General features: G+C 43.4%; 16 protein-coding genes. 6 read left to right on the top strand and 10 right to left on the bottom strand.

The window, feature by feature from the left end; genetic code table 11:
- Nucleotides 1-30 precede the first annotated feature (30 nt).
- The 3 genes from rpsA to hisC all read right to left on the bottom strand — a co-directional run bounded on the left by rpsA (nucleotide 31) and on the right by hisC (nucleotide 3,637).
- The gene (rpsA, locus tag CW740_RS04130) at nucleotides 31-1,698 is read right to left on the bottom strand and encodes a 30S ribosomal protein S1 (RefSeq protein WP_106646353.1); all 1,668 of its coding nucleotides are present in this window, start codon (nucleotides 1,696-1,698) and stop codon (nucleotides 31-33) included.
- A 144-nt stretch (nucleotides 1,699-1,842) separates the two neighbouring features.
- Nucleotides 1,843-2,529: a (d)CMP kinase gene (gene cmk, locus CW740_RS04125; RefSeq protein ID WP_106646352.1), complete on the bottom strand. Its 687-nt coding sequence runs from the start codon at nucleotides 2,527-2,529 to the stop codon at nucleotides 1,843-1,845.
- 7 nt (nucleotides 2,530-2,536) lie between these two features.
- A complete protein-coding gene (hisC, locus tag CW740_RS04120; protein WP_106646351.1) occupies nucleotides 2,537-3,637 on the bottom strand; it encodes a histidinol-phosphate transaminase in 1,101 nt (366 codons plus the stop codon).
- Nucleotides 3,638-3,959: 322 nt separating this feature from the next.
- On the opposite strand from hisC, the gene CW740_RS04115 reads away from it, so the two are divergent.
- Complete coding sequence (locus CW740_RS04115; protein ID WP_188459764.1) at nucleotides 3,960-6,068, top strand: S9 family peptidase; 2,109 nt, start codon at nucleotides 3,960-3,962, stop codon at nucleotides 6,066-6,068.
- Nucleotides 6,069-6,138: 70 nt separating this feature from the next.
- On the opposite strand, the gene serC is transcribed toward CW740_RS04115, so the two are convergent.
- Together serC and gyrA are read right to left on the bottom strand one after the other, a co-directional pair.
- Nucleotides 6,139-7,224 carry a 3-phosphoserine/phosphohydroxythreonine transaminase gene (serC, locus tag CW740_RS04110; RefSeq protein ID WP_106646349.1) on the bottom strand — a complete coding sequence of 362 codons (1,086 nt, stop codon included), beginning with the start codon at nucleotides 7,222-7,224 and terminating at the stop codon, nucleotides 6,139-6,141.
- A gap of 53 nt (nucleotides 7,225-7,277) precedes the next feature.
- Nucleotides 7,278-9,929 carry a DNA gyrase subunit A gene (gyrA, locus tag CW740_RS04105; RefSeq protein WP_106646348.1) on the bottom strand — a complete coding sequence of 884 codons (2,652 nt, stop codon included), beginning with the start codon at nucleotides 9,927-9,929 and terminating at the stop codon, nucleotides 7,278-7,280.
- Nucleotides 9,930-10,189: 260 nt separating this feature from the next.
- Between gyrA and CW740_RS04100 the strand changes: the two genes are divergently transcribed.
- The 3 genes from CW740_RS04100 to CW740_RS04090 are packed head-to-tail and all read left to right on the top strand — an operon-like array spanning nucleotide 10,190 to nucleotide 12,950.
- Complete coding sequence (locus CW740_RS04100; protein WP_106646347.1) at nucleotides 10,190-11,530, top strand: TRZ/ATZ family hydrolase; 1,341 nt, start codon at nucleotides 10,190-10,192, stop codon at nucleotides 11,528-11,530.
- Nucleotides 11,527-12,249: a bifunctional 2-polyprenyl-6-hydroxyphenol methylase/3-demethylubiquinol 3-O-methyltransferase UbiG gene (gene ubiG / locus CW740_RS04095; protein ID WP_106646346.1), complete on the top strand. Its 723-nt coding sequence runs from the start codon at nucleotides 11,527-11,529 to the stop codon at nucleotides 12,247-12,249. The genes CW740_RS04100 and ubiG overlap by 4 nt, the downstream gene beginning before the upstream one ends.
- Before the next feature lie 35 nt (nucleotides 12,250-12,284).
- A complete protein-coding gene (locus CW740_RS04090) occupies nucleotides 12,285-12,950 on the top strand; it encodes an HAD family hydrolase (RefSeq protein WP_106646345.1) in 666 nt (221 codons plus the stop codon).
- Here CW740_RS04090 and CW740_RS04085 read toward each other — a convergent pair.
- From CW740_RS04085 to pdsR, 3 genes are read right to left on the bottom strand one after another with little or no spacing between them, the layout of a single operon-like run.
- Nucleotides 12,940-15,978 carry an EAL domain-containing protein gene (locus CW740_RS04085; protein ID WP_106646344.1) on the bottom strand — a complete coding sequence of 1,013 codons (3,039 nt, stop codon included), beginning with the start codon at nucleotides 15,976-15,978 and terminating at the stop codon, nucleotides 12,940-12,942. The genes CW740_RS04090 and CW740_RS04085 overlap by 11 nt on opposite strands.
- Before the next feature lie 28 nt (nucleotides 15,979-16,006).
- Nucleotides 16,007-18,019: an ATP-binding protein gene (locus CW740_RS04080; protein WP_106646343.1), complete on the bottom strand. Its 2,013-nt coding sequence runs from the start codon at nucleotides 18,017-18,019 to the stop codon at nucleotides 16,007-16,009.
- On the bottom strand, nucleotides 18,019-18,711 hold the full coding sequence (gene pdsR / locus CW740_RS04075) for a proteobacterial dedicated sortase system response regulator (protein WP_106646342.1): 693 nt from the start codon (nucleotides 18,709-18,711) through the stop codon (nucleotides 18,019-18,021). The genes CW740_RS04080 and pdsR overlap by 1 nt, the downstream gene beginning before the upstream one ends.
- 105 nt (nucleotides 18,712-18,816) lie before the next feature.
- Between pdsR and CW740_RS04070 the strand changes: the two genes are divergently transcribed.
- A complete protein-coding gene (locus CW740_RS04070) occupies nucleotides 18,817-19,566 on the top strand; it encodes a YciK family oxidoreductase (RefSeq protein WP_106646341.1) in 750 nt (249 codons plus the stop codon).
- A 19-nt stretch (nucleotides 19,567-19,585) separates the two neighbouring features.
- On the top strand, nucleotides 19,586-21,133 hold the full coding sequence (locus tag CW740_RS04065) for a Ppx/GppA phosphatase family protein (protein WP_106646340.1): 1,548 nt from the start codon (nucleotides 19,586-19,588) through the stop codon (nucleotides 21,131-21,133).
- Nucleotides 21,134-21,148: 15 nt separating this feature from the next.
- Here the strand turns inward: CW740_RS04065 and ppk1 are convergent, their stop codons facing one another.
- Both ppk1 and rluB read right to left on the bottom strand, forming a co-directional pair.
- Nucleotides 21,149-23,284 carry a polyphosphate kinase 1 gene (ppk1, locus tag CW740_RS04060; RefSeq protein WP_106646339.1) on the bottom strand — a complete coding sequence of 712 codons (2,136 nt, stop codon included), beginning with the start codon at nucleotides 23,282-23,284 and terminating at the stop codon, nucleotides 21,149-21,151.
- 150 nt (nucleotides 23,285-23,434) lie between these two features.
- Nucleotides 23,435-24,238 carry a 23S rRNA pseudouridine(2605) synthase RluB gene (gene rluB / locus CW740_RS04055; RefSeq protein ID WP_106646338.1) on the bottom strand — a complete coding sequence of 268 codons (804 nt, stop codon included), beginning with the start codon at nucleotides 24,236-24,238 and terminating at the stop codon, nucleotides 23,435-23,437.
- Nucleotides 24,239-24,272: the final 34 nt, after the last annotated feature.

Here is a 24,272-nt window from a genome sequence, read left to right as displayed (position 1 = left end):
ATCATGATGCTAAAAGCAATAATTATGCGATTATTCGTCGCCTAATTGCTCTTTCAACAAGTCACCTAGTGTTGCTGGAGCAGAAGCGTCGTTGCTGAATTCTTTGATTGCAGCAGCTTCTTCAGCAGCATCTTTCGCCTTAATAGAAAGGTTCAAGTTACGGTTTTTCTTGTCAACACCCATAAATTTGGCTTCAACTTCGTCGCCAACAGCAAGGTGTTTGCTAGCATCTTCAACACGGTCAGTGCTGATATCTGAAGCACGAACGTAGCCGTCAATGTTATCAGCTAATTCAATCAATGCACCTTTTGCATCAACTTCTTTAACTTTACCTTTAACAACGCTACCTTTTGGATGCTCAGACAGGTATTCAGCTAATGGATCTGAATCAACTTGCTTGATACCTAGAGAGATACGCTCACGCTCAGCGTCAACTGCAAGTACAACAGCTTCAACTTCGTCGCCTTTCTTGTAATCACGTACTGCTTCTTCACCTGGAACTGTCCAAGAAATGTCAGATAGGTGAACAAGACCGTCGATACCACCGTCAAGACCGATGAAGATACCAAAGTCAGTGATAGATTTGATGCTACCAGATACTTTGTCGCCTTTGTTATGAGTTGCAGCGAATTCGTTCCAAGGATTTGGCACGCATTGCTTGATACCTAGAGAGATACGACGACGCTCTTCATCGATATCAAGAACCATAACTTCAACTTCATCACCCAAGTTAACAACTTTAGATGGGTGGATGTTTTTGTTTGTCCAGTCCATTTCAGAAACGTGAACCAAACCTTCAACACCGTCTTCGATTTCTACGAAACAACCATAATCAGTTAGGTTAGTTACGCGACCTTGTAGACGAGCGCCTTCTGGGTAACGGTCATTGATATCAACCCATGGATCTGAACCCAATTGCTTGATACCTAGTGATACGCGGTTACGCTCACGGTCAAATTTAAGAACTTTAACGTCGATTTCGTCACCAACTTGTACCACTTCGCTTGGGTGCTTAATGCGTTTCCAAGCCATGTCAGTGATGTGTAGTAAGCCATCAATGCCACCCAAATCAACGAACGCACCGTAATCGGTAAGGTTCTTAACGATACCTTTAAGCTCTGAACCTTCTTCCAGATTTTCAAGAAGCTCTTCACGCTCAGCACTGTTTTCTGATTCGATAACAGCACGACGAGAAACCACTACGTTGTTACGTTTTTGGTCTAGTTTGATAACTTTAAAGTCAAGCTCAACACCTTCAAGGTGCGTTGTATCACGTACAGGACGAACGTCTACTAATGAACCCGGCAAGAAGGCACGGATTGATTGTACGTCAACTGTGAAACCACCTTTAACTTTACCAGTGATAACACCTTTGATTGTTTCGTTCGCTTCATGAGCAGCTTCCAAAACACCCCAAGCCGCAAAACGCTTAGCGCGCTCACGTGATAGGCGTGTTTCACCAAAACCATCTTCTACAGCGTCCAAAGCCACTTCAACTTCATCGCCAACAGAAACTTCAAGCTCACCCGAATCATTTAAGAATTGATTACGTGGGATAACGCCTTCTGATTTCAAACCAGCGTTTACAACAACTACTTCGTTGTCAATATCAACCACCACACCAGTGATGATTGCACCTGGACGCATTTCTACGTTTGCTAAACTTTCTTCAAAAAGTTGTGCGAAATTTTCGCTCATTCGTTAGTACCTGATATTCTTTGCTGGTTGATCAAGTACTGATCTACCAAACAAAGGCTTGTTTAAATCACCACACTATGGTCCTATAGTCATGGGTCAGTTAGTTAAGCCAACTCCGTCATCCGTGTGAGTCAGCAATAAAAATTATTCAGAAAAACCTATAAAATCAAGGATTTGCTGAACCACTTCATCAATAGACAAATTTGAGCTATCAATAACAAAAGCACCCTCTGCTGGCACCAGTGGAGCCACAGTTCGAGTGCGATCACGCTCATCTCTATCGATGATGCTTTTTAAAAGGTGCGAAATATTAGCATCTACGCCCTTTTCGATCAACTGTTTATGCCTTCTTTCAGCCCGTATTTCGGGGCTTGCAGTCAAGAAAATCTTATAATCGGCATCGGTAAAAACCACCGTTCCCATGTCTCTACCATCCGCTACCAGCCCTGGCATTTCTCTGAACCTTCGCTGCCGAGTCAATAATGCCTCTCGAACCTCCGGAATTGCAGCAACTTTTGAGGCCATGGCGCTGGTTTCGTCCAGACGCAACTTTACTCCCACGTCCTGACCATTCAGCAATACTTTTTGCTCACCATCGGGCTGTGGCTCAAAAACCACATCCAGATTAAGGGCTGCCTCAGCCACTGCCTCTGCATTCTCCGGATCGATAGCCTGTTCAATGACAGACAATGCAGTTAAGCGGTACAAAGCACCGCTATCCAGCAAATGATAGCCAAGTTTTGTTGCAAGAATTTGACTAATAGTGCCTTTGCCTGAACCACTAGGCCCGTCAATGGCTATGACAGGTACATGTTGATTAGCTTCTGTCATATGATTATTACTTGGTCATTTCACGCAAGACACGGATAAACTTGGCGTTTTCCTCTTCAAGCCCGATACTGATGCGCAGGTGATTCGGCATTTCATAATTGGCAACTGGACGAACAATAACGCCCTGCTCCAACATCTGTTGGTATAACGGTCCAGCTGCTTGTTTCATGTCAACAGTAATAAAGTTTGTGACCGAAGGGATATAGTCATAACCCATTTCATCAAACGCACTGATAAGCTGTTGCATTCCCGACTTGTTTACATCTAGGGCTTTTTGCAAATAAGCATGGTCATCAAGAACAGCTTCTGCCGCTGCCAGTGCCAATGAATTCATATTAAATGGTTGGCGAGGACGATTAATGAGGCCGGTTATTTCTTCATTTGCAACAGCATAACCGGCACGAACGCCTGCAAGGCCGTAGGCCTTTGAGAAAGTACGAGTAACAATCAGGTTAGGATACTCTTTAATCCAAGGGATAGTTTGTGGGTATTCAGAATCTTCAACATACTCGTAATAAGCCTCATCAACGACCACGATGACATCTTGCGGTACTTTATCCATAAAGGCTTTGAGGTCGGTCTTATTGACCCAGGTTCCAGTAGGGTTATTCGGATTTGCGATGAAAATCATTCGGGTGTTTGGAGTGATAGCTGCTGCTGTCGCTTCCAGATCATGTCCCCAGTCTTTTGCAGGAATAACCACCTTCTTGGCGCCAATCGCCTGAGTAACGATCGGGTAAACAACAAAGGCATGTTGCGAGAAAATCACTTCATGCTCAGGAGCCACAAACACACGAGCAATTAGCTCAAGCACGTCATTTGAGCCGTTACCAAGGGTGATTTGATTAATGCCAACCCCCATACGCTCAGCCAGCTTAGCTTTTAAATAATAGCCGTTTGCGTCAGGGTAACGTGCTAAATCAGCAAATTCCTTCTCCATGGCAGCTTTCGCTTTGGCACTGATACCAATAGGGTTTTCGTTACTTGCCAGCTTAACGATATTGCTAATTCCCAGCTCTCTTTCCAACTCAGATATAGGCTTACCCGGTTGATAAGGGTGAAGCTCCTGAACACCTTTATTGGCCAAAGCAATAAAATCACAACTCATAACACACTCCGGTCTGATGACTTTTACTGGCATCCGTACATTCGATGCCATTCAATTCTTGAAATGGCCGACATTATCCTTGAAACGCCAATGATTTTCACCCCTTAAACCATAAATGCTCCTTGTCAGAGTCTGTACTGGATTTTGCTGAAATTAATGGTATAAAGTTATCTACCTAAAAATTGTCTTATCTAATAACCAAGGAAGACTTATCATGAAGTACCTTCTGGCCTTAATTAGCCTTGTTTTAATTGGTGTAGGCGTCTATTTCGCTACCAGTGACAAAGACACCATTCCTCAACAGACAACTCAAGAGGTTGGCATGAAAGAATCTCAGTCGGATTCTCACTCAGACTCTCTATTAGACAAAGAACCACAACCACCAGTAGCCAAGAAAGTTGCACATGAGATGACCATTCATGGCGATACCCGCGTCGATCACTATTACTGGATGCGTGATGATAGCCGAACTGATCCCGAGATTCTTTCTCACCTTGAGGCTGAAAATGCCTACAAAGAAGCCATGTTGGCAGACACTAAAAGTCTACAGGAAAAGCTGTATAACGAAATGGTCAGTCGCCTTGAAAAAGATAAGTCTACCGTGCCTTATCGCCAGGGAGACTATTTCTACTATGTTCGATTTGAAGAAGATAGCGAATATCCAATCTATGCTCGCAAAAAAGGCTCAATGGAAGCAGAAGAAGAGATATTGCTGAACGTCAATGAGCTAGCTAAAGGTCATGATTACTTCAATGTTGCTGATACAGAAATTAGCACCAATCAGCAAATATTAGCCTACTCAGATGATACCATTGGTCGCCGAATTTATACCCTGCGCTTTAAGGATTTATCTACTGGTAAATTGCTTGATGACACACTTGAAAATACCAATGGCGGTGTGGTTTGGGCCAACGACAATCAGCACCTATTTTATATTCGTAAAGACCCACAAACCTTATTGGGATATCAGGTTTTCCGTCATAAACTAGGTACAAACCAAAGTGAAGACGTGCTGGTATACGAAGAAACTGACCAGACTTTTTACACTGGACTGGGCAAAAGCCTGGATGGCTCTCTTATTAAAATAGCCCACTACAGTACTGAAACAAAAGGCGAAAGATTGTTGGATGCCAATAAACCAACTGAAGGTGATTTCCAACTATTTTATCCGCTTGAAGAAGGACACGAATATTCAACAGTTAAATCAGGTGATCATTACTATGTACTGACCAATAAAGATGCGAAAAACTTTCGCTTAATGAAGGTTCACCAGGATAAGCATGAGGATATGTCTGCCTGGCAGGAAGTGATTCCGCATCGAGAAGATACCCAAATAACTGGAGTTGTTGCTTTTAAAGATTTTATTGCCCTTACTGAGCGCAGCAATGGCCTAACCTCCATCCGTGTAATGAATATTAAAGATGGTAGCTTCAAATCAGTGAATTTCGAAGACCCAGCATACGCAGCACGTTTTTCTACCAATAAGAATTTTGATAGCAACACGCTAAGATATGCCTATTCGAGTATGACGACTCCTGACTCTATCTATGACTTTGATATGGTCACTGGAGAAAGTACGCTGCTTAAACAAGATAAGGTCTTAGGTGATTTTGACCCTAGTAATTATAAAAGTGAAAGATTGTTTATAGAAGCAAGAGACGGTGCAAAAGTTCCTGTATCGTTGGTTTACCGTAAAGACATGTTCAAAAAGGATGGCACTAATCCGCTATACCAATACGGATACGGCTCTTACGGCGCAACCATGGATGCGAACTTCCGTTCGAACTGGCTATCATTGGTAGATCGTGGCTTTGTTGTGGCCATTGCTCATATTCGTGGCAGTCAGATGCTTGGCCGCCAATGGTATGAAGATGGCAAAATGTTCAATAAGATCAATACGTTCACCGACTTCATTGACGTTACGGATGGTTTGGTCAATCAACAGTATGCAGCCAAAGATAAGGTATTTATTGCGGGTGGTAGTGCCGGTGGCTTGCTAATGGGTGCCGTCATAAATATGGCTCCCGAAAAGTACCGAGGTGTAGCTGCTCATGTGCCCTTTGTCGATGTTGTAACCACTATGTTGGATGAATCAATACCGTTAACCACCAATGAGTATGATGAATGGGGCAATCCAAACAATAAAGACTCCTATGAATATATGCTGTCATATTCACCATACGACAACGTCAAAGCTCAGGATTATCCAAACATGCTAGTAACTACAGGACTTCATGACTCGCAGGTACAGTACTTTGAGCCAATGAAGTGGGTAGCTAAATTGCGTGAATTTAAAACGGATGATAACAAGCTTCTTTTCCATACCAATATGGAAGCTGGTCATGGCGGTGCTTCAGGTCGATTTAAACGACTGGAACAGACCGCGATGGAATACGCGTTTTTCCTTGATTTATTGGGAAGAAATGATTAGAACTCTTTTGCACTCTCTACACAAAAGGCAGTCAATGGACTGCCTTCTTGTAATTGCTGATACTTTGCCATTAAACCTTTCGTTCAAATTCCCTCATAAAATCAACTAAGGTTTGCACTCCTTGCAATGACATTGCGTTGTATATACTGGCTCGCATTCCACCGAAGTCACGGTGTCCTTTTAATGCCAGCAAACCCTGCTCTTTTGCTTGCTTAAGAAACATTGAATCAAGCTCAGGATTGCTTAGGGTAAAGGCAACATTCATAATTGAACGGCTATCTTTGGCGACAGGAGAATGGTAAAAAATTGAAGCGTCAATAGCATCATACAATAGCTGTGCTTTTTGTTGGTTGGCCTTCTCAATAGCTTCCACACCACCCTGCTCCAATAACCATTCAAATACCAGACTGGCTAGATAAATACCAAAACTAGGCGGTGTGTTGTACATAGATTTATGCTGTGCCATCAGTGGATACTGGAACAATGAAGGCACCCGATGAGTTTGCATTTGTTCGAACAAATCTTCGCGGACGATCACTACTGTCATGCCCGAAGGACCAATATTTTTCTGGGCACCAGCGTAAATTAAAGCGTACTTCTCAATATCGATAGGCCGTGACAAAATATCAGAGCACATATCACACACTAACTTGCCAGCAAAAGCTTCTGGTTCAGTTTTGAACTGCACACCGACTATGGTTTCATTGGAAGTAAAGTGTAAATATTTGCCAGCGTCATCAAGCTGCCATTCTGATTCCGGCACGATAGCCAAGCCTTCATCAGTTTGCTGAAAGCCTCTCTGAACATGGATTTTGGCAAAGTTCTGCGCTTCTTTAATCGCTTTTTTAGACCAATGAGCCTGCTCAAGATAATTAGCAGTGTCACCCGGGGCTAAAAAGTTCATGGGAACCATTGCAAACTGATGGGAAGCACTACCGTGCATGAATAGCACACGGTAGTGATTAGGAATATTCAGCAACTTTCTTAAATCAGCTTCTGTCTGATCCAGAAGTTGCTCAAACTCAGGAGTTCTATGACCAAACTCCATCACGGAACAGCCATTACCATTCCAATTAAGCAACTCTTCCTGCGCCCGCTCTAAAACTTCGGTCGGCATCGCTGCTGGGCCAGCGCTAAAATTAAAACCACGGTTCATGTCGTAGCCTGTTCTCTAACCTGTTAAGAAAACATAAGGAGCAAGCTTAGGGCTTACTCCTCATCACCTGCTTCGTCAGTCTCACTCTCAGTATGAGCCTCAGACTCATTCAACTCAGCTACATCAGTAGCTTCAGTATCAAACTCTTCGCCGTCAAGGATTTCGTCTTCATCATCCTCAATTTCAACAATACGTTGTAAGCCAACTAATGTTTCACCGTCGTCCAACTTGATTAGGCGCACACCTTGAGTGTTGCGACCCATTACACGGATATCATCGACTCCGGTTCGAATCAGGGTACCGCCTTTACTGATTAGCATCACTTCATCACCATCAATAACCGGAACAGCACTGACAACAGCTCCGTTACGCTCACTCATCTGAATCGAAATCACACCCTGGCCGCCGCGACCACGTAATGGATGATCTTCCATTGAGGTACGTTTACCGTAACCATTTTCGGTAGCAGTCAACACTGAGCCATTTTCTTCAGCAACAATCATCTGAATCACTTTCGCGCCTTCAGGCAATTTCATGCCACGAACACCGCGAGCAGTACGACCCATTGGGCGAACATTCGCTTCATCGAAACGAATTACTTTTCCAGCATCACTGAACATCATAATATGGCTTGAGCCATCTGTTTCTACGACACTGATTAACTCGTCATCATCCGCGATTGTTAGAGCGATAATGCCGTTCGAACGCGGACGCGAGAACTGCTCAAGTGATGTTTTCTTAACAGTTCCGTTTGCGGTTGCCATGAACACAAATTTGTCTTCAGAGAACTCACGAATCGGTAAAATTGCATTAATTTTTTCATTTTCTTCAAGTGGCAATACATTAACGATAGGTTTACCACGAGAGCCGCGACCAGCATTTGGTAATTCAAACACTTTCAGCCAGTAAACTTTACCCGTTGAAGAGAAACATAGAATCGTGTCATGGGTTGAAGCAACCAGTAATTTTTCAATGAAATCTTCATCCTTCATCTTAGTTGCTGATTTACCACGACCACCGCGGCGTTGCGCTTTGTATTCTGACAATGCCTGATATTTCACGTAGCCTTCATGAGATAAAGTAACAACCACATCTTCTTCAGTGATCAAATCAGCGATAGTTAAATCAAGCTTGCTTTCAAGAATCTCAGAACGACGAGCATCGCCAAAGTTTTCTTTAATTTCTTCCAGCTCTTCGCGAATAACTTCCAGCAAGCGCTCAGTGCTCATCAGAATGCGCAACAGTTCTTCGATAAGGCCTAGTAAGTCTTTATATTCGCCAAGAATTTTATCGTGCTCAAGACCAGTTAATTTGTGTAAACGCAAATCAAGAATAGCTTGTGCCTGAGCATCAGAAAGCTTGTAGAAACCATCATGGAAGCCGAATTCCGCGGCAAGCTCTTCAGGGCGACAAGCTTCGGTTCCTGCTCGAGCCAGCATCGTGCTGACCTGGCCAGGTTCCCAGCTGCGATTCATCAACTCTTCTTTAGCTTCTTTTGGTGTTGGCGACTGCTTAATGAGCTCAATGACCTCATCAATGTTGGCAAGAGCGATCGCCAAACCTTCTAAGACGTGTGCTTTTTCGCGTGCTTTACGCAATTCAAAAATGGTACGGCGGGTCACGACTTCACGGCGGTGAGTCACAAAGGCATCAATTGCTTCTTTCAGGTTAAACAAGCGTGGCTGGTTGTTATCCAGCGCCACCATATTGATACCGAATACGTTTTGCATTTGTGACTGGGCATATAGGTTATTAAGCACCACCTCTGGCACTTCACCTTTACGCAACTCAATCACCATGCGCATACCGTCTTTATCCGACTCATCGCGCAGGCCAGTAATGCCTTCTATCTTTTTGTCTTTGACCAGTTCTGCAATTTTTTCAATCAAACGAGCCTTGTTAACCTGATAAGGAAGCTCGGTTACAACGATTGATTGCTTACCCGATTTCTCGTCAGTTTCAACATGACTTCGAGCACGCAAATAAATTTTGCCGCGACCAGTGTTATAGGCATCAATGATACCTGCTCTACCGTTAATAATTGCAGCCGTCGGGAAGTCAGGGCCTTTGATGTATTCCATCAACTCAGAAATTGTGATGTCAGGGTTATCAATTAAGGCCAAACAACCATCAATGACTTCGGTTAAGTTATGAGGCGGAATGTTAGTCGCCATACCTACCGCGATACCGGATGAGCCATTAACTAACAGATTTGGAACGCGAGTTGGCAGTACAGTAGGTTCCGATTCTGAGCCGTCGTAGTTATCTTCAAAATCAACCGTTTCTTTTTCCAGATCAGCCAATAACTGATGGGCCAGTTTGTCCATACGAACTTCGGTGTAACGCATAGCAGCAGCAGAATCGCCATCAATCGAACCGAAGTTACCCTGGCCATCGACCAGCATGTAGCGTAAGGAGAAAGGTTGAGCCATACGAACGATGGTGTCGTAGACCGCGGTATCACCGTGGGGGTGGTATTTACCAATTACGTCACCCACAACACGGGCGGATTTTTTATAGGGCTTGTTATAGTCATTTCCAAGCACATTCATGGCGTATAAAACCCGGCGGTGAACCGGTTTTAAACCATCGCGGACATCCGGTAATGCACGTCCGACGATAACACTCATTGCATAATCAAGATAGGAAGTTTTCAGCTCATCTTCAATATTGATCGGGAGGATCTCTTTGGCAAGTTCACCCATTGTAAAAACCCTTTAAAATCTGATAGTTATAATTAATTATCACAAACGGTATGGTTTATGTTTTTAAGCGCAAAATTGTAACACAACGCCCTGTTTCAAGCTAATTTTATTCCACGAAATATCACGCTATAAGCCCCGTCATGACAGGATTTTGACGCGCTTTTCACTCAGACTGAATCAAACTGACTAAAAGGTGAGCTTTTAGCACTTGTTAGGTATAATCCTCAACCCTAAGTCATTGAAATATTGAAGAGCTGGCTGTGAGTCAAACTGTTGAACAAATAATAAGCGCCAAGTGGGTCATCCCAGTAAGCAAGGATGGCAAAAAGTCAGATAAGGTTCTGAACGATTACTCTGTGGTTATCGATAAGGGAAAAATTCTGGAGCTGATCCCAACCTCGGATGTACTCACCAAATACGATACCGACCAGCACTTTCAGCTAACCGATCATGCCCTGATTCCCGGTCTTGTCAACATTCATACTCATGCGGCCATGAGCCTGTTTAAAGGGCTGGCTGATGATTTACCCCTCATGATCTGGCTGGAAAACCATATTTGGCCTGCTGAACGCCAGTGCGTTAGCGATGAATTCTGTGAAGATGGGTTAAAGCTGGCCATTGCCGAAATGATTCGCTGCGGCACCACAAACTTCAATGACATGTATTTCCAGCCCAACATGACCGCTAAAGTTGCCCATAAATTAGGCATGCGCGCAACTGTCGGCATGTTGATGTTTGACTTCCCATCAGTATGGGGTAATGGGCCAGAAGATTATCTTAAAAAAGGTCTGCAGTTACGTGATGATTATAAACATCATGAGATGATTCAATTTGCTTTTGCGCCCCATGCTCCTTATACGGTTTCTGATGAGCCATTAAAAAAAATTGCCACTCTAAGCAATGAGCTTGGCATCCCGGTACACATGCACATCCACGAAACCGCGCATGAAGTTAAAGAAGCCCTGAAAGCCACTGGAAAGCGCCCAATCAAGCGCCTGGAAGAGCTCGGGTTGATAACGCCAAATCTGATTGCAGTACATATGACTCAGCTACAACGCGGTGAAATGGAGCTTCTGGCGCAAAATGGTGTTTCTGTGGCGCATTGTCCACAATCGAACATGAAGTTGGCCAGCGGAATTTGTCCTGTTCAGGAGTTGATGACGGCTGGCGTCAATATTGCTATCGGGACAGACGGCAACGCCAGTAATAATGATCTCAACATGCTTGCTGAAATGAAATCTGCAGCCCTTCTTGGGAAAGTCTTTACTGGCTCGGCACAAGCTTGCTCAGCCCATGATATTTTACATGCTGCAACTTATGGTGGCGCCAAGGCATTGGGACAGGAAGAAATTGTCGGCTCTATCGAAGCTGGTAAAGCTGCTGACTTAGCCGCTATCAACCTTAACACTATAGAATCGCAACCCGTCTATGACCCAGTATCACAAATCGTTTATACTGCGAGCCGCGAACAGGTCAGCCATGTCTGGATTAATGGCGCGATTAAACTCAACAACCAGCAACTGGTCGGCATCGATATCGAAGAAGTGATTAGCCGTGCCAACTACTGGAAGAACGCAATTCAAGGTCAAACCAAGTCATGAGCAATAATACTACAGAAAAGCAAGCCAACGTTGATCAACACGAAATCAACAAGTTCGAGCAGATGGCTTCCCGCTGGTGGGATAAAGAAGGTGACTTTAAACCGTTACATGACATTAACCCTTTGCGTCTGCAATTTATTCTCGACCAGTCAAATGGCCTGCAGGGAAAAAAAGTTTTAGATATAGGCTGTGGTGGCGGAATCTTAACCGAGTCTATGGCCAAAGAAGGTGCTCAGGTTAGTGGCATTGATATGGGCGAAATGCCGCTTGAAGTTGCTAAACTCCATATGATCGAGTCAGGACTTGATATCGATTATCAGAAGATTACCGCAGAAGAATTCGCCGAACAGCATGCAGGCGAATTTGACGTGGTAACCTGTTTGGAAATGCTTGAGCATGTTCCCGACCCTTCTTCCATAATCCAAGCCTGTCGCAAATTGGTCAAACCCGATGGTCATGTATTCTTTTCGACCATCAACCGCAACCCTAAAAGCTTTTTGTTCGCCATCGTTGGTGCCGAGTATATTCTGCAAATGCTACCCAAAGGCACACATGACTTTAAAAAGTTCATACGACCATCGGAACTTGAAGCCTGGAGTCGTCCAGCGGGACTGCCGTTCCAAAGCATTATTGGCATACACTACAATCCGCTGACTAAAAAGTATTGGTTAAGCGACAATGTGGATGTAAATTACCTGGTGCATACCAGACCAGAATAAACTAACCTGGTTTCAAGAAATAAATAGAGAACTTTATGCTAAACAATTTGCGCGCTGTTTTTTTCGATCTGGATGGTACCTTACTGGATACGGCTCCTGATATGGCTCTGGCCCTGAATATTCAGCGCGAAGTTCATGGCAAGGAACCTTTGCCATTTTCAGAAATACGACCCTACGTTTCTCATGGCGCAGCGGCCATGCTCAGAGTTGGCTTTGGGCTAGAACAAGGACACAAAGATTTCGATGAGTTTCGTAAACAATATTTGAATATCTATGCGGATAATATTGCCGTTCACACAGAACTGTTTAGCGGACTGGAAGAATTACTGAATGCTCTCGCTGAATCTGATATTGCTTGGGGCATCGCAACCAATAAACCTGAATTTTTGACAATTCCACTGTTAGAAGCTTTAAACTTAAGAGAGTCCTGTCGCGGCCTAGTTTGTGGTGATACAGTCAAACCCACTAAACCTCACCCCAAACCACTCTTCTTTGCAGCGCAGCAGGCAGGTGTAAAGCCAGTACAATCTGTTTATGTTGGCGACGCCTGGCGCGATATTGCCGCGGGACGCGCCGCAGGAATGAAAACGGTTGTTGCTGAATATGGCTATATTCAGCCTGAGGACAAAATTCTTGAGTGGAAAGCAGATGCAGTTGCAAAGGAATCGACAGATCTAATGAAGCTATTGCTTAATCATTAACGCTGGGCTTGGCAATTTTGAAAATATCCATATCGATATAGCCTTTACGCAGCAATGGCTCTATATCTTTTGCTGATTTTGGTTTGCTAAACAAGTATCCCTGACCAAGATCGCAATTGTATTTTTGTAATAAACGACATTGTTCGATTGTTTCAATACCTTCAACCAGAGATACCAGTTTAAAACTCTCTGCCAATCGAATGATATTCTTTATGACTAACTGATTATCTTTGACCGCCTGTTCTGACGCCTGTTTTAAACCCTGGATAAAGGTCTGATCAATTTTAACCAAATCCACAGGCAGACTTGCCAAATAACTAATTGATGAATAACCCGTCCCAAAGTCATCCAAGCTTATGCCAATCCCCAAGTCCGACAATTGGCGAAGCGTTTGAACCGAGTGCTCCATATTTGCCATCGCTGCACTTTCGGTTATCTCAATATCGAGAAGCGTACTATCAACCTGATACTTTTCAAGCGAGCTTCTTATATCGGCTTCAAATCCTTCTCGCTGGATATCACGGGCTGATAAGTTTACTGCGATTCGAGTGTTTAAACCTTTCTCTGCCCAATCCTTAATTTGCTTAACAGCATTCTCAACGACCCAACTGGTCAGTTTGTAGATAAGGCTATTGGCCTCTGCAATGTTAACGATGGTCTGCGGTGAAATGTATCCATTTTGCGGATGATTCCAGCGCAACAAAGCTTCTACCGACTCTATAACACCTGTTCTTAAACAGACCTTTGGCTGGTAAAACAACTCCAGCGCTTCATCATCTATTGCCTGAACCAACTCTCTCTCAAGATTAATTCGATAGCGGATACTCTCGCTATCCTGCGGTTGGAAGAAAGTATACTGAGTACTCAGGTTTTTAACTCGACCTACCGCTACTTCTGCTCTGCTCAACAAGTCTTCAGCGTTATCAGCATCCTCAGGATATCTTGCAATGCCTGCTCGTAAAGATACTTTAAGATCCAGATCTCCGATCCGAATAATGTTATCAAATGAATCTAAAATCCTTTCTACCAACTGTGAAATTTCAAACGGATTCTGCTCTGTTAAGACTACCGCAAACTCGTCATTTCCTGAGCGGGCAATCAAATCAAACTCATCAAGATTCTCACGAATGATTCGAGCCACATAATGTAGTACCTGATCACCAACCCAGTGTCCCATGGCGTTATTAATACTATTCAACTGAACAATATCAAAATACACCAAGCTTATAGAGGCAGGACCATTTTTAGATTTTTTAATTTGCCGTTCAATCTGTTGTCGTAAAAAATTACGATTGGGTAACTCAGTTAGCGAGTCATAATTAGAGATTTTATAAATCGATTGTTCTGCGCTTTTCTTATGACCAATGTCTCTGAAGTTACTGATAATGCCATTCACGACTGGATCATCTAGTAAATTTATAAGTGTATTTTCAACCCAGATAACATCACCATCTTTTTTGACCAGTCGGTAGTCAGGAATCCGGTAAATCTGATTAGGATGAGCTATAACCCAATGCCATGCTTTGCGCACCAGCTCAACATCACTTGGGAAGATAAAATCAATTCCAGTTTTGTGCTTTACGTCTTCTGATTTATAACCCAGTAATTTCTCGACGCTATTGGAAAGAAACTGAACTCTGCCTTTTTCATCATAAAGTACAATACCATCAAAGGCATTTTCTACCAGAGCTCTATAATACTCTTCTTTGTTGATAAGTTCTTTTTCTATCGCTTTGCGGTGACTTATGTCACTAACGGTTCCGACTTCAATTAAAGGCGTACCTTGTTCAGTTCTCTTTACAACTTTGCAGTGATTTTTTAACCACACCCACTCACCTTTAGCATTTTTAAAACGAGCTTCGGACTTAATAACTTCGTCAGAACTTGAGTTTAAAACCTTGGCGCCCCTTTCTTTAAGCGATTCAATGTCGTCAGGGTGAGCAAGTTTTATTACCGAACTCCAACTTTCAAATCTATCATCTTCATATCCAAGGTAGCTAGCAAAGCGATCTGCTCCATCAATGATTAAATCTTTTTCAAAGTCAAACACATAAATAACGTCAGGAGAGGTATTGATAATGTCCTGCATGAATCGTTTTGAAGTGTCCAGTTCATTGAGAACTTGTTGTCTCTTTGAAACATCTCGTGCTACAGCGATGATATTATCATCCGTAAGCAGACCTACCTTGACCTCAACAGGAAAAACACTGCCATCCTTACGCTGGTGCTTACATTCCACCACAACGGGCTCTCCGGGTCGCAGACGTCTGTAAAATTCAGTTCCACTGTTAATTCCCTGCCCGCTTTCAATATCAATATCTTTGACGCGCATCTGTAACAGCTCTTCTCGAGAATACCCAAGAGATAGTACAGCTTGTTGGTTAACATCGAGAAAACGACCCGACTGGTCATGGATAAAAATACTATCGCTGGCCTGCTCCATCAAATTACGATAAAAAACCTCTTTGTCGCGTAGCTTTTTCTCGTCAAATTTTAGCTTCTCGATAGTTAGATGAAGTTTTTCTTCAGTCTTGTGTTGTTTAATGAGGTAGGAAACCATTGCAGCGATTGTTTCGACATATTGGGCATCTTCTTCACTAAAAAAGGATTTGTCTGGATGCTCCAAATCGATTACACCAATCAGCTCGTCCGCCAACAGAATAGGAACACATAGTTCTGAATAATTATTTTGAAGATCTTGCACGAAAATGTTGCTCTGCTCGGTGTCATCCACTTTCATGGTGCGTTGAGTCTGTGCAGTATGGCCAATAATGCCAGCACCAAGCTTTACGGGTTTGAGTTTAAAGGATTCTTTTTCGCTGACACCCTGTTTGCGGTAGGAGTAACAGATAAGATCCTGGTGACTGGATTCATAAAGGAATAGCGCGCAATCAAAACTTTTCAGCTGGGAATAGATATGATCAACAATACAATCAAGCATGCCCTGTAAGTCATTAGCCTTAGCAATGCCTGCTGCAAGTTGTTGAATTGATGTTAGATGATTGGTTTTAATAGACTCAAATTCCATACCCTACCCTCATCCCCATCATAATACCTTAGGGAGATGCGGTAAAATGTTTATTTCTCCAGACAATATTAATGCTTACTCCGGTCCCGTCAATCTGATTTTCAGCATTAACTTTTGCCCCATGAAAACTGGCAATCAACCGTGCAACATATAACCCTAGCCCCAGATGTTGATTGCTGTGCTTACGACTTGAGTGCATGAGACTGAAGACATCATGCAGATTCTTACGCGCTATAGTTGGCCCACCATTACTGACACTAAGCACTAACTGCCTATCTTTGCGTTTCAAAGCAATTTGTATTGGCCGAGTTTTATTATCAAAGTCAACCGCATTTGAAATCAGTTTATCCAGCATCTGAACAAATAAGTCCTTAGAGCCTAACACTCGAGCTTCTTCTAAATCACTTATCAGTTCAAACTCATGTTCATGCCAGTTCGTACGATAGGCCAGCACCAGATCCTTGAGTACTGGCAACATATCAAAAGGCTCTTTATCCGCGCTGCGAATCGCCTGCTCTAATTTATTAGCTTCGCTCAGTCGGCTGATAGTCTGGCTCATCCGTTCAGCCCCAGACTGTGCATTATCAATAAGTTGCAACTCGTCCTCTGACAAACTGTCGCGATTAATGTTATCCAGCGAGCTTCGGATAATGGCAATTGGCGTTCTAAGTTCATGATTGAGCCGTGAAACCAGTTTTTCCTGATAATCATGATACTGCTTAAGACGATTAGTAAGAAGCGAGAAACTATTGGTCAGATCGGACACTTCATCATCGAACTCTTCATCCATATCAATGACATACCGTATCTGACCTTCCTCGCTGATGGAGCCTTCAGTTAAATCACGAAGTTCCATGATGCGGCGACTGTAGCGGCGACTTTGCTTAACCAGCCACCAGACAAAAAGCCCCCAAACTAATCCAAGCAACAGTAGGAAGCGTAGCCAGAAATCTCTCAGCTGTAGCTTTTCATTAACAGGAGAAGACTCCAGGATCATGGCTCCAACCAACTGATTATTGCTGTATAGCGGTTTGTAAACGCGGGAGAACGCTGACAGTTGAGAACTATTAACCACTTCGGTCTGTGTACGGCCAGTAAAGGCTAAATCTAGACTGACGCTTGAAATACTTTTCTTACCAAGCAGGCTATCACTTAACTTTTCCTGAGTTGCCGATGACCAGATCCGATTTCGCCAGTTAGACCGAATATCAGTATGAAGCTGGCCAAATTGATAAAGAACTTCGCCCTGATTATTGGTCAATGTCAGGCGATACATTTCCGGTTCAAGTAAACTGAGCACACCACTTTGCAAACGACTATGCAAACTTAAGGATTCGAAATTGGTAAAGGAATAGATGCCCTGCAATGCAACACCACTTTGTGCGCGATCGATATCAGTTATCTCAGCTGAAATGGTTTTGCCCACCAGGCTTTGTGGCACCCTGAACTCCAGCTGGTAACCCTCAGTTCTTTCCTGCCAGACAGCATAAACGGGGGTGACCTCACGATAGCCATCAGCAGTTTGTCTGAGCGCAGGCACTTTACCCGGCGCCATCGGTAGAAACTGCATCTGGTATGCTCCAAGCACCAGCGTAATTTTGTCCGACAAGCCAACCAGATCTAATCTTTCCCGATAAACAATCGAGTTATCTTCGACTTCAAATAGCCCATAAACAAAATCTTTATCTTCAATCAGAGTCAGGCTGGCATTTTGTCCAAAGTTACGGATGACAGTGCTGGCAGACTGATAGGGATACCACTCATCAGAATAACCGTCGATCAAGAGCGCGGTTTCTTTTAAGGCTATTGGGAACTGTTTTTGCTGGCTAGTATTGAGGAATTGTTGCTGTAAACTGCGGTCGGTTTGCAGTAGCTGATTAATAAAGCCCGACATAATCTGGGCCTGTTCTTCAGTCTGTGTCAGAGCATTACGCTCTATATCTTTTTCAAACTTGGCCAATAACAGCCAGCTGATCAGCGGAATCAATATAAATAAAAGACTCAGCAGAAGCAGGCGACTGGTTAAGGACAATGAATTCATTAACGGTGATTCCAGCGATACCCCATTCCATACACTGTTTCAATCGCATCAAACTCTTTATCGATACGCTGAAACTTCTGACGGATTCGCTTGATGTGCGAGGTAATAGTGCTGTCATCAACCACCGCTTTCACCGCCTGCATCAGTTGGTCACGATTTTTAACGTGGCCTGGCTTCTGTGCCAAGGCATTAACAATCCAGAACTCACTGACCGTTAAGTCTACCGGCTGACCTTTCCAACTTAGCGCCAAGCGTTCATTGTCGATCTCAAGGTCGCCTACCGTCTGCACACTATTGCCTGCACCCGGAGTGTTAATCGTATCAAGACGACGAAACAATGCCGAAATCCTCGCCAGCAGATGTGGCATGCTAATATCTTTGGTTAAATAATCGTCAGCCCCTAAGCGCAATCCAGAAATAATATCAAAATCGCTATCTAGCGCAGTCAGGAAAATAATGGGTAACTGTGAGGATTGTTGCCGCAAATTACGACAGACTTCAAAACCAGCTTCAGGCTCATCTCCCAGTCCGATATCCAATAACACAAGGTCCGGTAGGCGTGTGCTGAATGCAGTAGTTGCCTCCTTCTTAGTGCCATAAACCATGACTTCATAACCAGCTTTCTTCAAAGCCATGCTGTAGTTTTGTTGTAAAATTGGTTCGTCTTCAACTAAAGCGATACGTTTTGCCATATTGCGCTGAGCCTTATTTTCGCAGGTTACTGCGGACTATTCGTTAATCTTTAAGTAAGGTAGAATACCTGAATTCCTTAAACCAATCTATTGTAAGAAGATTTCATGCAAGATTATCAAGCCGCACCTGATTTATTAAAGAATAAAGTGATTTTAGTAACAGGCGCAACTGCTGGTATTGGCAAAGAACTAGCCATGACCTATGCCAAACATGGTGCCACAGTCGTTCTCCTGTCGCGCGACACTCGCAAGCTGGAGAAGGTTTACGATGAAATTGAAGCTGCGGGCTACCAGCAACCTGCATTCCTTCCGGTCAACCTTCAGAATAATGACCCTCAACAGTATCAACAGATTGCCGAGGTAATAGAAAAAGAATTTGGCCACCTTGATGCTCTTGTTCACAATGCCGGCGATTTAGGTTTGCTAGCGCCGATTGAGCATTTTGATGAAGAAACCTGGTTTCGTGTCATGCAGGTTAATGTCAACGCAGAATTCCTATTAACCAAATATTGCATTCCATTGCTGCGAAAATCAAAGGATGCTTCAATACTATTCACCTCATCAGGTGTAGGTCGTCAAGGTCGTGCATACTGGGGAGCTTATGCAGTATCAAAGTTTGCTACAGAAGGAATGATGCAGGTTTTGGCTGATGAACTGGAGAGTGCAAACATTCGCGTTAATAGCATCAATCCAGGTGCTACACGCACCAAGATGCGCGCTAATGCCTACCCAGGTGAAGACCCAAACACACTACCAACACCAGCAGAGCTGATGCCTGCTTACCTGTGGCTTATGGATAGCAAAGCTTGCGCCAAGACCGGACAGGCTATCAATGCTCGAGATTTTCTTAAGTAACTACCGTTAAGGACACCATTTGACTTTCGAGGGACTCACAGAAGAAGCCATCAAGGAGCAGTTCGAATCTGCAGAACAGGCTCAGCCAGTTCAATATGCAGCTATCGACCTCGGCTCAAATAGCTTTCATCTGGCCATCGCTGAATACGATGGCCACTCCTTTCGAGTTATTGGACGTCTAAAAGAAAAAGTCCAACTGGCCAATGGCCTAGATGAAAACGATATATTATCCCAGGAAGCAATTGAGCGCGGTCTTAACTGCCTGAAGCTGTTCCAAGAGCGCATTAAAAATATTCCAGCAAAGTTCACCAAAGTAGTCGCCACCTATACCCTGCGTGAAGCAAAAAATGCTAAGGCCTTTGTTGAACCTGCAGAGATGATTCTTAACAACCCCATCGAAATTTTGCCGGGTAAAGAAGAAGCCCGTTTAATTTATGACGGCGTCTCACATTATCATCCGGATATTGAAACTGCTTTAGTAGTGGATATCGGAGGCGGTAGTACTGAAATTATTTTAGGTGACAAGTTTGAGCCAATTAATCTGGATAGCCTGTCCATTGGCTGTGTGACTTATCAACGTTACTTCCCCAACGGTGAAATTAGCGACAAAAACTTCAAGCAGGCAATACTGGCCGCAGCGGCAGAAATTTCACGTATAGAAAAGCGCTACCTGTCGAGCAGTTGGAAACACTGTCTTGGCTCTTCAGGAAGTATTGAAGCGGTTTATAAGGTTCTAGTGGAACTGGGCTTTGATGAAGGATTTATCCGCCCCGAGCATCTCCTGCTTATTAAAGATAAACTGCTTGAAATGGGGCATATCGATAGAATCAATTTCAGTAGCCTATCACTCAGCCGTCAAAATACATTTGCAGTCGGCCTTGCCATTCTCATAGCCCTGTTCCAGGAATTGAACATAGATAAAATGTATGTGGCTAACGGTTCTTTACGCGAAGGGATTTTAATCGAACTTGCTGAAGAGCTGAAAGGCAATGATAACCGTCATCATACTGCCCTATCACTAATGAGCCGTTTCAATGTAGATCAGGAGTATGCCATTCAGGTTAAAAATGCCGCTCAGCATATATTTGATCAAGTTGCAGATATTTGGGAGATTAATAATCCTATCTATAAAAACTATCTGGACTGGGCATGTCTGCTTCACGAGATAGGCCTATCCATCAGCTTCTCAAAATTGCGTCTTCACAGTGCTTACATTGTTCAATACGGCGATATGCCGGGCTTTAGTCAGCAGACGAAAGAGTCCCTGGCAGCAATAATCGCCAACCAACGAAAGAAGCTTTACCCTGAGCAGTTCGAAAGTAAATATGACCCTGAGAGTGCCCTGTTAGCTATCACGCAAATCTTGAGGCTGGCAATTTTACTGAACATTAAACGCGACCATGTGGATATTTCTGAACTTAAGTTCGAAGCTATTGGCTGTAACCAACTGACCATCCGCATTCCACAACAATGGGCGTACAAACACCAATTACTATTGGCAGAATTAAGCAAAGAAAAAGCCTATCTGGAATACCACAAGATCTCACTAGGTTGGACTATTGAGTAGTAGTATCAATTTTGCTCAGGATAGTTTAGTCAGAAGTAGATCGTGTAACTTCCTACTGTTTTTAACCTGATTGAAATGATACTGACCATCAGCATGCAAGTGCCAACTTTGAATCCTTTCTGAAGTCATTAGTTTTAATTCTTTTATGACCTGCTGTTTGGCGGATTCAGACAAAATAGGAAAACAGGTTTCCACCCGATAATAAAGATTACGCTCCATCCAGTCAGCTGAAGCGGCATAAACATTTTCATTACCATCCGCATAAAAATAATAAACGCGTGAATGTTCAAGAAAACGACCAATGATAGAAATGACTTCAATATTGTCAGAAATCCCTTCAATGCCAGGACGCAAACAACAAACGCCTCTTACAATAAGCTTCACCTTAACACCCGCAACTGACGCCTTGTATAAAGCCTCAATTAAGGATTGATCAGTTAAAGAATTAACTTTGATAATAATCCCGCTTTTCTTGCCAGCGAGTGCACTTTCAGTTTCTAGCTGGATGGCCTTCATAATATTGTCATGCAAAGTAAAAGGCGCATGCCACAACCTATGAAGCTGATAAACCTTCCCCATACCCGTCAACTGCTGGAACACTTTATGGACATCTTCGCAAATCTCCGGATCACTGGTCAGTAGACTGTAATCTGTGTAAAGCCTTGCATTTCCAGCATGATAGTTACCCGTGCCGAGATGGGCAAAACGAGTTAAATGCTTCTTCTCGCGCTTCACCACCAGCGTCATTTTGGCATGGGTTTTATAACCCACAACACCATAGACAACCAGCACACCCGCTTCCTGTAGTTTCTGAGCTAGCTCTATATTGGATGCTTCATCAAATCGAGCCCGCAACTCAACAACGGCTGTGACTTCCTTACCTGATTGCGAAGCTTCTATCAGGGCCTCAACGATGGCAGACTGACTTCCAGTACGATACAGGGTTTGCTTGATTGCCAATACCTCAGGATCACTAGCCGCCTGGCGCACAAAATCAATGACTGGCTGAAAGCTTTGATATGGATGGTGCAAGAGTACATCTCGTTCAGATACAACATCAAAAACACCGCGACGCTGGATATCATCCGGAACTTTCGGCGTAAAACCGGTGAACTTTAATTCAGGACGCTCTACTAAATCAGGAAGGGATATTAATCGATTTAAATTTACTGGTCCGTTAACACGGTATAAGTCATCGGGGGTTAAGTTACATTTTTGTAACAAGAAATTGACGATTTTGTTTGGGCAAGACTCTCCAACTTCCAAACGGACCGCAGCACCAAAATTTCGTGACTGCAACTCACGTTTCAAGGCGCTGGCTAAGTCTTCTATCCCCTTTTCCTCTAACAACAAATCACTATCACGAGTCAGACGGAACTGATAACAACCGCTAATCTCCATGCCGGGGAATAGGTCTTCTGCAAACTCGGAAATAATCGCAGACAAATAGACAAAGTTATGCCCCTCACTACCACCAATCTTTTCTGGCAATTCAATGATACGAGGAAGTGAGCGTGGCATATGTAATACCGCGAACTCAAGATCGCGACCAAAAGCATCATTGCCATGAAGATGTAGAAGGAAGTGTAAACTTTTATTTACTAACCGTGGAAACGGATGAGTCAGATCCAAACTTATCGGACTGATAACCGGCGTGACCTGCTGTTTAAAGTACTTTTTTAGCCACTTATATTGTTCATCGTCCCAATGTTTTGGAGACAGAAAGTGAATATTTTCTTCTGCAAGCTTGGGTAATAATTCCTGATTAAAAATACGGTACTGCTCTTCAACCAGCTTATGGGCCTGCTCATTTACCTGACGTAAAACTTCTTCCGTTGAAAGACCATTAAGCCCGGGTCTAGCTTCACCACGAGCTAGACTATGACGTAAACCAGCCACACGGACTTCGAAGAATTCATCCAGATTATTACTACAGATAAAGATAAAGCGCATCCGCTCAAGTAGAGGAATCGATTGATCCAACGCCTGTTGTAAAACACGCCAGTTGAATGCCAGTAAACTAAGTTCCCGATTTAAATAATACTCAGGATTGTTTAAAGACATTTTGTTTAAATCATCCATAGATAAGACCGTCTGTTGTGCCTTGTCATCTATGTTAACGGTTGATGATTTATCTGCTGCGGATCCCATAGCTTTCCTTGAGTGGTCTAATAAAGCTGTAACCACTCAATAATAGCCTTTAAAAGATATTAAAACTAGGGGACTCTATGACAATTTGATGGCAGTTGAACTGGTTATGATACAAGCTCAACTGCTGATAGCAGCAAGGAAGGAAATAAATTATCGCTTCTTCCAGACGTTCTTCTGTTGGCGCTTTTTCACTTCTGGCTGCGCGCGTCGAGGAGTAACTTCTAGCTGAACCAATTTTGCTAAATCTCTGATTTCCTGTTCGTCTAGGTCAATCCAACGCCCACGACTAAGGCGTTGTGGCAAATTGATAGGTCCATATTGAATACGCATTAGCCGAGAAACCTCCAGACCCTGCGATTCCCATAGTTTGCGGACCTCACGATTCTTACCTTCCGCTAAACCAACTTCGTACCAGGTATTAGCACCTTCACCACCTTTTTCCTGCACATAGGTAAATTGGCACACATCACCTTCAATCAATACACCCTTCTTGAGGTTGTTGATCATTTCAGGAGTCACTTCGCCATGAACACGTACAGCATATTTACGCTCTACCTGATACGAAGGATGCATCAAACGATGTGCAAGCTCACCATTGTTAGTAAACAGTAAAAGACCTGTGGTATTGATATCAAGTCGACCGATGCTAATCCAGCGACCAAAACTGGTTTTTGGTAAATTATCGAAAACCGTAGGTCGACCTTCAGGATCCTTCTTGGTTGACACTTCACCAAGGGGCTTATTGTAAGCCAGAACACGGGTATAGGTTTCTTCGGATGATTTGATATTTATAATGCGGCCATCGACTCGAATCGTATCCTTGTCTGTAGCACGCTCACCCAACTTAGCAATTGAGCCATTAACGCTAACACGGCCACCCTCAATCCACTTTTCAATTTCACGACGTGAACCTAAGCCAGCATTAGCAAGAATTTTCTGTAGTTTTTCAGACATGATGTTACCGCTTCAAGAATATAGCCGCATTTTA

Origin of the sequence: Kangiella profundi (genome assembly GCF_002838765.1) — a bacterium.
In the GTDB taxonomy this organism is placed as follows: domain Bacteria; phylum Pseudomonadota; class Gammaproteobacteria; order Enterobacterales; family Kangiellaceae; genus Kangiella; species Kangiella profundi.
This window is presented reverse-complemented; position numbering and strand designations above follow the sequence as displayed.